This is a genomic window from Globicatella sp. HMSC072A10 (assembly GCF_001811625.1).
Classification (GTDB): domain Bacteria; phylum Bacillota; class Bacilli; order Lactobacillales; family Aerococcaceae; genus Globicatella; species Globicatella sanguinis.
On sequence record NZ_KV805786.1, the window covers coordinates 1 to 12,104 of the forward strand.

Genomic DNA, 12,104 nt, shown 5'->3' on the forward strand with positions numbered 1-12,104 from the left:
CAAATCGGGATTTTTAAGTTGACTTTTATAAAACTGCGTCTTGATGACTTGTTTGAGGCTTACTCAACTGCGTAAGGAATGGACAGACGCACCGAAAATCAAACGATGTTCTATTTTCCATCTTGATAGCTATTTAACAAAACGAACCAATTTAATAATGGCTGATTTAGAAAATAATTTATATAATAGTTGATTTCGAGAAATTTGATACTAGGCAATGACTCGAAGAATTAAAATTATTTTCATTTACTAAACAAAAAGCTTACTTTAAATCAGGATGAATTTGAACGTTAATTCAAATAACTGCTCCGTATTGATATAGTGTTTTAGTTTATAATTATATTGTAGCTCATTATGTAAATGAATCTAGTGAAGAAAACTCGCTTCAAAAAGGTTTATTCTGGTGAATATCTCACTCGCCGTATTTAAAACTGTCGACAATTGTGGGGAAAAATCTCGTTGGATAATAAAATGGAAGAAACACTTATATATTTTCTGACTGTTATGAAATATTAACCAGAAATGATTGTTCATTCAAAATGTTAGATAAAGTTTTTGAAAAAAGAATAATTATTTCACTCATTGTTGTCTGTGTAATAAATGTTTATTTTAATATTTTGATTATGATTTCCGAACCCTGTACCAAATAGAGTTAATCCACCTTGATTTCTGGATTTTTCTTCTACTTCAAAACGAAGTTTAATGAACTGATTATTATGTAACTTTAAGTCATCTATTCTGACATTAGAAAATTGTTCTCCATCAATTCCAGTATCTAGTTTATTTATTCTTAAATGCTTTAACAGACCGTATTGACTTAATTTATCATTCCACCAAGTTGGTGTATAGCGTCCTCTAACGTCTGAAAAATTACCGGGAACAGTATATATTGCAACCCTAATATCATTAATAAAAATTGAAATATCACTTGGCCATACGTTGTTTGATAAAGGAAATTCTGAGGCGATTTCAAAGCTAATTTCCATTAGTTCAGGTTGATCAGTGTCCTTTAAAAAATTAGGAATTTTATATTCGACATAACCCCTTGATAACCAGAGTAAAGCAGCATCAACACGTTCTGAAAGTAAAAAACTTTTTGGGTCATCATTTTTTCCAACAATACTAATTGGAGTCGCCAGACCACAGGTTGGATATACTAAAAAATCAGTATAATGGCCAATTTTTAAATCAAAGGTATGTAAATGAAAATTTCGATAGACTTTTTCGGGAAAAAGTATATGAACATCATCTACTTTTAAAAAAACTATTTTTTTATTGCGATTATTTCCAGTACCTCTTTCGGATTCAATAATTTGAGCATCTTCTAATTGCTGAATATGTCTACTTGTTATTGCATTACTTAAGTTTAAAAAACGAGCTATTTCACCGACGCTTTTCTTATCACTACCTATGAACTGAACAATTTTTATTCTAGTATCGCTTGCTAGTGCTTGCAAAATCGGAAGTGAATTTTGTACTAAATTTATTTGCATATATAAACTCCTTTAACTTATTGGTTAAGTTCATTTGTGTATTTAGAATTTACAACATTGATATTTAACTCTTTTGTTGTTTTTGTATATTTAGCATAACATAAGGTTGACAGCGTTTGCAAGATTGTTTATGATGACATTAAATAAAACGTTTTATTGTGGTTGTGAGTTTTTTGGTTTTTGTATGTATAAAAGAAATTAACTAAATAGTAAAAGGAGTTTTGTAGCTGAAATATTTTAAAAGAGCGCGAATAGCATTTTGTTTAATTCTATCATCATTTATATTGGCTCCTGTGGAACTCAAAATAACGTAGCAAAAAATAATACTGCTGATGATGAGATTGTCTTTTGGAATCCCTTTACAGGAGCTGATAATGCTAATATAAAAAAATGATTGATGAATATAATAAAACAAATCCAGAATTTAAAGTAAAAAATATTTCAATCAAAGAAGGGGATATGTATTCAAAAATTCCTACAGTTGTTAATTCTGGGAAAGATATTCCTGATTTAAATATTGTTCATGCAGAGAGAATAATTCAGTATAAAGAAAGTAATATACTAGAAAGTTTTGATGAAATTTTAAATAATTTCAAGGATATTAAATCTGAAAATTATGTTGCTGAGGCATGGAATTTAGGAGAAAATGGATGAGGAATATCGAAATATGCCACAATTATTTTTCTTAAACTCTAAAGAACAACAAGAAACATTAAAGATATTTGATTATAAATATAATGGATATATAGCAGATTATTTGGATACTAATTGCTTTGGTGCAATCTTTGGGAAAACAGATATTGAGAAATTTATCGTAAATATGCAAAAAGAAGTTTCAGAAAAAATTAATCAAAACAATTAATAAATTTTGTGGTGAGTGTTTTCATTCACCACATTAAATAATAGTCTAGTGGTAATAAGTCAAGAGAAAAATAGTGAAACAATCTAAGAAACATTATATGAAAGATTCTACAGCGTGGCTGTTTATTGCCCCTTATTTAATAATATTTATAGTATTTTTTTTAATTCCTATAATATTCGGGATTTACATTTCATTAACAAATTGGGATCTATTCTCTCAACCTGAATTTATTGGGTTCAAAATTAACATACTATTTTTAATAAAGATTCTATTTTTTGTGAAGAACTAAGAGTAGGTTTAAAAAATACTTTTATTTTTGTGTTACTTTCAGTACCTGCTTGTATAATTGTTCTTCTATTATTTGCACTATCACTAAATGTTAAATTGTTTCTATGGAAGATATTTCAAGCGATAATTTCATATTTGATTTTAGATATTATAAGTTTAATATTATTAGTTACAATCATCGTTATTTTATTAGCTAAAAATAAGGCAATAAAAATTGTAAGATAAAATAATAAGTAAATTTTTTAATGGAAGTAAAGGAGAATAGTTATGAAAAGAGAATTACATCCTAGACCTCAGTTTATTCGAGAAAAGTGGGAATTATTAGATGGAGAATGGGATTTTTGTTTTGATGAACAAAACAGAGGGTTAAAAGAATCATGGTCAAAAGGAATTCCATCTGATAAAAAAATTAAAGTACCTTATACATATGAAACTAAATTAAGCAATATTGATATTCAAACACCTCATAATGTAATTTGGTATCAAAAAAATGTTGTTTTCAATAAAGAGGATAAAATTACTATTAATTTTGAAGGAGCAGATTTTCACACCACTGTGTGGTTAAATGGTGTGAAAGTTGGACAAAATATAGGAGGTTACCATCGTTTTAGTTTTGATTTGGATGATTATATTATTGATGGAAACAATTCAATAATTGTTCGATGTGAAGATTCTTTGGATACTAATCAAGTAAGAGGGAAGCAACGTTGGTTAAATAATAGTTTCAGATGTTGGTATGTCCAAAGTACGGGAATCTGGAAATCTGTGTGGATAGAATATAGAAATAGTAACGTGTATTTAAGTTCTGTTAAAATGAAGCCTGAAATAGATAATGATCATTTAATAATACAGCCAACTATAAGTGGTAACAATTCAATCATAAAAGAAAATGATTATTTTATTGAAGTAGATATATATTTTGAAGAAGAACTGATAACTAATTGTTGTGTTTTAATTAATCACCAAGAACAAGAAATAATATTAGATACTCGAGTAAAAAGAGATTCTAATTGGGGAACTAAAATATGGACTATTGAGACACCGAATTTGTATGATATTAGATTTAAGTTACTAGATAATCAGACAAAAATATTGGATGAGGTAAATTCATATTTCGGTATGAGAAAAATTAGCATAGAAGGAGATAGAATACTACTTAATAATAGAGAACTTTATCAAAAATTAATTTTAGATCAAGGTTATTGGCCAGAGTCTGGACTTACCCCACCTTCTGTTAGAGCATTAGAAAATGATTTGGAAAAAGTTAAAAGCTTAGGATATAATGGGGTAAGAAAACATCAAAAAATTGAAGACGAAAGATTCTTATATCTGTGTGATAAATTGGGGATTTTAGTTTGGATTGAAATGCCATCCAATTATCAATTTTCGGATTTATCTATAAAAAATTTTACTGAAGAATGGATAAAGATTGTGACTCAAAATTTTAACCATCCTAGTGTTATTACTTGGGTTCCATTCAACGAATCTTGGGGCATAAAGAACATTTTTAAAGATAAGCAACAGCAAAGTTTTACAGAAGGAATTTACTATTTGACAAAGTCAATTGACCCTGATAGACCGGTTATTACGAATGATGGCTGGGAACATACTATATCAGATATCATAACATTACATGACTATGAAGAATTTTCAGAGATGTTAAAACACAGATATAAGGAAAAATCACTAATATTAGACAACCGTATACAATTTAATAAAGATAAATTTGCATTTGCAAATGGATATAAATATATGGGACAACCAATAATTATATCAGAATTTGGTGGCATTGCTTTTGCAACTGAAAACGAAGATCAGTGGGGCTATGGAACTCACGTTAAAAATGAAGAAGATTTTATTGAAAGATTTAATAATATTCATGAAGCTATTTTTGAACTAGAATATGTTACAGGATACTGTTATACACAATTAACTGATGTTGAACAAGAAGTTAATGGGCTTTTGGATATCAATAGAAAACCTAAAGTATCAACAGATTTGATAAGTAATGTAAACAAATTAAAGTAAACTAAACAATTTAGATGTAGTTAGGTAAATATATAAGTTATTCCAAAGTATAAAAGTATATTTGAATTGTCAAATTAATCTAAAATTTTTATTCTAAATATACCAATACTTATCGTTAGTTTAAAACTTTGTCATTATAAAACTATATATAAGTAAAGTTTATTATTAAGTAAACGTCTCTATCAATCTCGGTTTCTTACAACAATCAATAAAGGCTTCAATTGGTATTTGATAATCAAAAATTTTCCAAGGAATTTCATTGTGACAATGAGTTTCCCTCTGAGTGTTTTATATGATATATCAGTAAAATACATGCTTTTGGAGTAGCCATCTCTTCGAAAAATGTCGATTAGAGTGTTCATTTAAACCACTTTGTGTCGGCAACTTAGATTAGCAAAATAAATATTGATGTCATTGTTGTTTATAATTTCCTGCCAATAATAAAATTATTTTCCATAATCAAAAGTTATGTAATTAAATAAAATTCTTGGCAAATAAGCAAACCAGTTATAAAAAGGCGCTATAATATCACTTTCTTTACGACTGCTAATTTTATTGAAATAATAGTACACTAAATCATTCAACAAGTGTTAGGATAGTAATCTCATGGTATTTTCCGAGAAGGGTATAATCTTATAGATGACCAAATTCCTAATCAAATTGTATTTTGACTGGATTCGTTCTTCAATCGTGCTTTTAAATTTTATTTTTCAAGTTTTTACTGATACCCAATGGTTTTTTCTTACCTTTCATCGGTTAAGTTGAACAATCAAAGTCATCCGAATCTTGAAATCAACGATAGAAGGTTCGAACGGTGCATCCTAATTTTTTTCATTACGCCCCATAATAACATTATGAGACCACCTTAGAGATACTTATTTTTTGATACATTAGAGTTGTTCAGATGTAAAGATCTTTTTTAGGTCTCGCAACGTGATTTGTTCTCTTTATATTGTTCGTAATACGCTTGAATACAGCTACGTTTTAAGGATATTAACAAAATTATAAAGCACGATTTATTTTTTTACTATATAGGTTGCTTTTTACCGCTATCGTAATAATTTTCTACCCAAATTATTTCTTTCAAGGTAAAATGAGTATAAGCTATTTGTGTGTACTTCTTTCTTTGCATGTGATCGTATGTTTAGGATATCATACAAATGGCCTATTTTTTTCTAGCTTAATTTTACTAACCAAGTTTTTTAAAAGATTTTCCGCCTGAATTAGAAGAGGCAAGTGTTATGGATGGTGCATCAAGAGTACAAGTATTGTTTCATGTTGTTTTCCCAAGCATCAAACCACCAGTCGCTACGTTAACCGTTATGACCTTTTTAGCAATTTATAATGATTTTTTATGGCCATCATTAGTTACCAATGATATTAAAATGAAGACTGTTACTGTAGGGGTAGCAAATTTGGTACAAGGTTCTAACTTTGTCAACCCTGGTAGAATGATGGCAGCAACGGTGATAGCAACCTTACCAGCTTTAGTTATTTTCTTATACGCGAATAAGTTTTTTGTACAATCAACAACTAAATCAGGAATTAAATAGGAGAGTGTAATAATGAGACAAGAATATCCAAGACCGCAATTTGAAAGAAAGAATTGGATTAATTTAAATGGTGAATGGAGTTTTGAACTAGATAAAGAAGCTGTAGGTCAAAAAGAAAAATGGTATTTAAATCCAAAAATGTTATCAAAAAAAATACAAGTACCGTTTGTTTACCAATCTAAATTGTCTGGTGTTGAAGATAAATCAGCATGTGAAAATGTATGGTATTCTCGTAATTTTAACATTGAAGAGTTGACGGAAACAACTCTATTGCATTTTGGTGCGGTAGACTATCAAGCTAGTATTTATGTTAATAATGAATTTGTTGGTAAACATATCGGAGGTCATACCAGTTTTACCTTTGACATTTCAAATTATGTTCAACAAGGTGATAATGTACTAACACTATCAGTTTTTGATCCGTTAACAGATGAAGGAATTCCACGTGGGAAACAATATTGGAAAGAAACACCTGAAAGCATTTGGTATACTAATACAACTGGAATTTGGCAAACGGTTTGGATCGAACAGTTAGCAGATGTATATTTAGAAAAAGTTCATTTTACTCCGGATTTAGATGCTCAAAGTGTTAAGTTAAATATTCGAACTAATCGAGTATCGGATGATTTATCCATTCGAATAAAAATTCAATTCAAAAACCAAATCGTTGTCGATTCAACTAGTAATTTATTCCAAGCAGAATCAGAAATTCAATTCAATGTGTTACAAAATAAAATAATGAATACAGTTGCACACGGTGCAGGATGGACCTGGTCACCAGAAAATCCAAATCTATTTGATGTTGAATTAATTTTAATGCAAAATGGTAAAATTATTGATGAAGTAAAAAGTTATTTTGGTATGCGTAAAATTCATATTGAAAATGGAAAAATTATGTTAAACAATCGACCCTATTATCAAAAATTAGTATTAGACCAAGGATATTGGCCAAAATCCCTGATGACGACTCCAACAGATGAAGACTTTATAAAAGACATTCAATTGTCTAAAGAGATGGGGTTCAATGGATGTCGTAAACATCAAAAAACAGAAGATCCACGATTTTTATATCATGCTGACCGATTAGGTTTCTTAGTTTGGGGGGAATGTGCTGCCCCAGCTAATTATCATCCTAAATCAGTAAAATTGACAGTTAATGAATGGGACGAAATCATTCAAAGAGATTATAATCATCCTTCAATTATTGCTTGGACACCGTTAAATGAAAGTTGGGGTATATCTGAAATTAATTACGACAAAGCGCAACAACATTTTGCCCAAAGTATTTACCATTTTGTAAAAGGGCAAGATAAAACACGCTTAGTTATTGCCAATGATGGATGGGAAATGATTGAAACGGATATTATTGGTATTCATAATTATACTCATGGTGCTGCAAATGAGACTGGGAAGTACCAACAATATATTAAGGATTTAAGCACGCGTGATAATTTATTACAAGCAACTCCAGCTAATAGAAATATTCTTCTTGAAAATTGTGTGAGTTCAAATCACCCAATAATGTTAACTGAGTTTGGTGGTATTGCTTATAATCCCAAAGCGGTTCCTGAGGATGCTTGGGGATATTCGAGTGCTACATCACCTGAAGAATATGTTAATGATTATCGTCGTACGATTCATGCTATCTATCAGTCAGAAGCGTTAGTTGGATTCTGTTACACTCAATTAACAGATGTAGAACAAGAAACAAATGGATTATTAACGTATGACCGTCAACCGAAGGTAGATTTATCACTAATTAAAGCAATCAACGATAATATGTATATGGAGGATTAAGAAAATGAATCGACTAATTAGCTTGATCATTTTGTTGATTTCAGTGCTAAATATTATGTCCATCGAAAAAGTTTTTGCTGCAGAATATACCAATCCTGTTGGAGATATGACTGAAATAGGAGACCCATTTGTTATTAAATCCGAAGGGAAGTATTATATGTATGCTACATCAGTAGCTAATTATGGATTTAATGTTTGGGAAAGTAATGATTTAGTCAATTGGGAATTAAAAGGGACGGCTTTAGATCATCGAGATTTTGAAAAGAAATGGGCAACGTATGACTTTTGGGCACCTGAAGTTTTTGAAAAAGATGGTCAATTTTATATGACTTACAGTGCTCGTGCTTATAATGGTAGTCTGCGAATAGCTATCGCGAAATCGGATAATCCATTAGGCCCTTTCAATGATATTAACAATAATTTAATCCATGAAAAAGGCTCCTATATTGACGGACATATCTTTGAAGATGACGGAAAATATTATTTATATTATGTCAAAGATAATTACGAAAATATAATTGATGGAAAAAAATAGAGCCAAATTTTTGTTCAAGAATTAAATGAAACTTTGGATGATTTTGTATCAGAGCCTGTGATGGTTATTGAACCCAGTCAGTCATGGGAAGGTCTAGAAGGAGAGATTGTTTGGAATGAAGGACCTTATGTTTTAAAATATGAAGAAAAGTATTATTTAATGTATTCAGCAAACTTTTATGGAGGACCTGATTATGCGATTGGGTATGCAGTAGCTGATAATCCAATGGGACCATTCGAAAAATATGAACACAATCCAATATTGGCTTCAGATTTAACGAAAGGCATTTCAGGACCTGGCCATAATAGTGTTGTAGTTGGATTGGATGATAAAACACTTTATATTGTTTATCATATACACACAGATCCTAAAAATCCATCAGGTGACCGCCGCATGGCCATAGATCGCCTCTATTTTGAAAATGGAGAATTAAAGGTTGATGGCCCGACAAATACACCTCAAGAAATCCGTTAACCGGAAAAGTTATTTCTTAAAATTCTTCCAGTCCCCCTAATTTTAACAACGTTGAGCGGACGTAATCCTTGTACTGAAAACAAGGCACTACGTTATTCAACGTTGTTATTTTGGTTTTGAGTGATGATTTGCGTGAAACGATGGGTAAATTGAGCCGTCATTCCCCAGATTGTTTCATCTGTTAAATCATAAAAAGGAATCGCATTACTACGTTGCGAAAAGCGATATTGTTTGCCATTACGGATTTTATTAAATGGAAAATCCTCATTAGGGACGATTTCTGACGCTAATTGATAGTATCTAGGTGGATGATTAATTAAGTCTTTTAAAGAAACAGAAAATATTTTAGCAACTTCTTCATTGGGGGTAATTTGTTGATAATCGTCTATCAAAAGTCTGCCGACAAAACAATAAATGGTCGCTTGTGCATTAACGATATAATCAATTTCTCCTAGAATTTGGATTTGGTTTTCTGAGATGTTTAATTCTTCAGTCGTTTCGCGGATCGCAGCTTGGACAAGTGATTCATTGGCTTCAACTGCTCCCCCAGGAAAGGAAACATCACCAGGTTGCGGCACTTGTTCACTTCGGACTTCATATAAGACATGCCATTCGTTCTTTACTTTAATTAAAGGTAATAAAACAGCATATATCCGTTTTTGACTAATTGGTTTTGCTTGATAGTTGATTAACGCTTGTTCAATATTATTTAACATGGCGACTCCTTTCTAATTCGAAATACATTAATCTCATCTTATCGGAAACAAATTTTAAAGTCAAATAGACAGTTTGAATCACTTCGTGCTAAGATTGAAAAAAGTAATATGAAGGAACAATTGAACATTTTATGAATTGTAATGAGGCTTAGCTAATGCGCTTTGCTTGCTTACCATTGTCACCCTGTTCGATTTCTTAAAAATCGTCCAGTCTAACAACGGGTAAAACCTTATCCATGACATAATGTTTGGTAAAATTAAGAGAAATAGAGACGATCAGAAGGGTGAGAAATGACCTTCTAAATATATATTACGAGGAGTGAGGCAGTTGATTATTAAACAACCGTCAAAAAAATTAAACAACTATCAAATTATCCATGCAATTGGAGGGAGTGAGCTAAATTTTAAACAATCAGCTGGCGAAGACGTTTATCGTCAATCTTTAAATAAAATATTAAATGCGTTAAACGTAGTGCCAAAGCAAGTTTATCATGGTAACCAAGTGCATGGCGCAAATGTAGAGATTGTCAATGCAGATGAAGGTGAACATCCTCTGTTTGCGAGTTATCCACTGTCACCAGAAACAGATGGCTTTATTACAGCTGAAGCCGGTGTTGCTCTTTTAGTACGGATGGCTGATTGTACACCGATTGTTATTTATGATCCTATCAATAAAGTAATAGCAGCCCTTCATTCGGGTTGGCGTGGTACCGTTCAAAAAATTAGTCAGCAAGCGATTGTTAAGATGGTTAATCATTTTGGAACCGATGTTTCTGATTTAATTGCTTATGTCGGTCCTTCAATTGACCAAGAGCATTATGAGGTAGGTTCAGAAGTTTATGAGGTTTTTGAAGCAATTGGTCATCGCGATCGTTATTTTAAAGCAAAAGGTGACAAATACATTTTAGATATGATCCAGGCCAATATTGAAGTTTTAAAATTAGCGGGTGTAAAAATAGATAATATTGATTTTTCTACCGAGTCAACGTTTGAGAGCCAAAGGCTTCATTCAGCTAGAAAAGAAGGTAAAGATTACCAATTAAATGCCTTATTAGTCATGCTGCCTTCATAAAAATAAAACGATTATACTGTGGCAAAATTTTTTTGAAAAATTAGATGAATTGGTATATCATTAAAATTAAAAAACGATGAGAGGCGATTGGATGAAAACTCATAAATTAGCGATTATAGGTGTAGGACATGTGGGGACGCAAGTATTAGCAAGTGCACTTCATTCCCATTTATTTTCAGAAATTATTTTAATTGATCACCGTACGGAATTGGCTACTGGTGAGGCGTTGGATCAAGCCCATGCGACAGGATTATTAAGTCGCCGTAATACTAAAATCTATGTGGGACAATATACTGATTTAGTAGATGTCGATATTTGTATTATTGCAGCGTCATACGTTTATCCCAATGGTGAACTCCCAGAAGATCGACAAGCGTTGTTAACCCAAAACGCCTATATAATTCGAGAAATTATGACGAATATTACTCAAGTTACAAATGAGCCAATTTTATTATTTATTACAAATCCTGCTGATACCGTCGTTTATATGGCGGCAACCGAGTTTGATTATCCTAAAAATAAAGTGATTGGGACCGGTTGTAGTTTAGATTCTGCTAGATTACGTTATGTTTTAGCTCAGTTGTATGATGTGGCACCACATTCAGTTCAAGCTTATATGTTAGGTGAACATGGTTATACTGCCTTTCCTGCTTTGAGTCATGCAAGTATTGCGGGGATTGATTATCAACAACTAAAACAGTACTTTCCTAACATCACAGAATTGAATCCAGATGAGATTAAGGAAAAAGTAGTACTAGCAGCTTACGATGTATTTAGAGCAAAAAACGGTGTCACCGATGCGGCTATCGCACAAGTCGCCATCGATATTACACAATCTATTCTGTTAGATGAGCACATGATTTATCCTGTGAGTACAGTAGTTGAAGCCAATGAGTATCACTCAGAAGCGATTGCTTACAGTTTACCGACCATTATAGGAAAAGAAGGAATTGTGAAAGTCTTACCTATAACTCTGAATGAATGGGAGCAAGCAAAATTAAAAGAGTCTCTCGTATCAATCCAAACGAATATTGATTTAGCTAAAAGGATATAGAAATGGAGTGGGCAAGAAGTAGAAAATCGAATGATTTTCGCTTCGTCGGCCCACCCCCGCACAGTTGAGTAGGCCTTAAACAAGTCTTTAAGACGCAGGTTGAGACCACTCAACCACTGCGCTTAAGACGCAGTTTGATGCCACTCAACCACTGCGCTTTTATTTAGCGAGCAATAACTTGATTAAATTTATCAAATTCATTGTAAATGCTAATCTAAAAGTGGTCCAATAA

The 12,104-nt window shown here is 31.6% G+C and carries 8 protein-coding genes and 2 pseudogenes; 8 read left to right on the forward strand and 2 right to left on the reverse strand.

The annotated features are described in order from the left end of the window. Positions 1-575 precede the first annotated feature (575 nt). On the reverse strand, positions 576-1,493 hold the full coding sequence (locus HMPREF2811_RS08555; RefSeq protein WP_071408971.1) for an ArsR/SmtB family transcription factor: 918 nt from the start codon (positions 1,491-1,493) through the stop codon (positions 576-578). Positions 1,494-1,883: 390 nt separating this feature from the next. Here HMPREF2811_RS08555 and HMPREF2811_RS08560 point away from each other — a divergent pair, with 390 nt between their 5' ends. The 6 genes and pseudogenes from HMPREF2811_RS08560 (at position 1,884) to HMPREF2811_RS11770 (ending at position 9,030) form a co-directional block, all read left to right on the forward strand. After that, positions 1,884-2,147 (forward strand): type 2 periplasmic-binding domain-containing protein, encoded by a 264-nt coding sequence (locus tag HMPREF2811_RS08560; RefSeq protein ID WP_071408972.1) that lies wholly within the window; start codon positions 1,884-1,886, stop codon positions 2,145-2,147. Positions 2,148-2,160: 13 nt separating this feature from the next. Then, positions 2,161-2,355, forward strand: a complete 195-nt coding sequence (locus HMPREF2811_RS08565; RefSeq protein ID WP_141749297.1) for a hypothetical protein — start codon at positions 2,161-2,163, stop codon at positions 2,353-2,355. Between the two features lie 555 nt (positions 2,356-2,910). After that, positions 2,911-4,671: a glycoside hydrolase family 2 protein gene (locus HMPREF2811_RS08575; protein WP_071408975.1), complete on the forward strand. Its 1,761-nt coding sequence runs from the start codon at positions 2,911-2,913 to the stop codon at positions 4,669-4,671. Between the two features lie 1,211 nt (positions 4,672-5,882). Continuing rightward, positions 5,883-6,224: pseudogene (locus tag HMPREF2811_RS08580) on the forward strand (carbohydrate ABC transporter permease); the annotation flags it as partial. Positions 6,225-6,233: 9 nt separating this feature from the next. Further along, on the forward strand, positions 6,234-8,021 hold the full coding sequence (locus HMPREF2811_RS08585; protein ID WP_071408977.1) for a glycoside hydrolase family 2 protein: 1,788 nt from the start codon (positions 6,234-6,236) through the stop codon (positions 8,019-8,021). A 55-nt stretch (positions 8,022-8,076) separates the two neighbouring features. Next, positions 8,077-9,030 (forward strand): annotated as a pseudogene (locus HMPREF2811_RS11770) (glycoside hydrolase family 43 protein). A 92-nt stretch (positions 9,031-9,122) separates the two neighbouring features. Here HMPREF2811_RS11770 and HMPREF2811_RS08595 read toward each other — a convergent pair. Beyond that, positions 9,123-9,734: an NUDIX hydrolase gene (locus tag HMPREF2811_RS08595; protein ID WP_071408979.1), complete on the reverse strand. Its 612-nt coding sequence runs from the start codon at positions 9,732-9,734 to the stop codon at positions 9,123-9,125. A 340-nt stretch (positions 9,735-10,074) separates the two neighbouring features. On the opposite strand from HMPREF2811_RS08595, the gene pgeF reads away from it, so the two are divergent. Together pgeF and HMPREF2811_RS08605 are read left to right on the forward strand one after the other, a co-directional pair. After that, on the forward strand, positions 10,075-10,818 hold the full coding sequence (gene pgeF, locus HMPREF2811_RS08600; RefSeq protein WP_168164969.1) for a peptidoglycan editing factor PgeF: 744 nt from the start codon (positions 10,075-10,077) through the stop codon (positions 10,816-10,818). Between the two features lie 91 nt (positions 10,819-10,909). Continuing rightward, positions 10,910-11,872, forward strand: a complete 963-nt coding sequence (locus HMPREF2811_RS08605; protein ID WP_071408978.1) for a lactate/malate family dehydrogenase — start codon at positions 10,910-10,912, stop codon at positions 11,870-11,872. The last annotated feature ends 232 nt before the right edge of the window (positions 11,873-12,104 follow it).

What these genes read in the sequence shown, in the direction of transcription:
- HMPREF2811_RS08555 (WP_071408971.1), bottom strand. Translation starts at nt 1,493, where the DNA reads ATGCAAATAAATTTAGTACAAAATTCACTTCCGATTTTGCAAGCACTA.
- HMPREF2811_RS08560 (WP_071408972.1), top strand. Translation starts at nt 1,884, where the DNA reads ATGATTGATGAATATAATAAAACAAATCCAGAATTTAAAGTAAAAAAT.
- HMPREF2811_RS08565 (WP_141749297.1), top strand. Translation starts at nt 2,161, where the DNA reads ATGCCACAATTATTTTTCTTAAACTCTAAAGAACAACAAGAAACATTA.
- HMPREF2811_RS08575 (WP_071408975.1), top strand. Translation starts at nt 2,911, where the DNA reads ATGAAAAGAGAATTACATCCTAGACCTCAGTTTATTCGAGAAAAGTGG.
- HMPREF2811_RS08605 (WP_071408978.1), top strand. Translation starts at nt 10,910, where the DNA reads ATGAAAACTCATAAATTAGCGATTATAGGTGTAGGACATGTGGGGACG.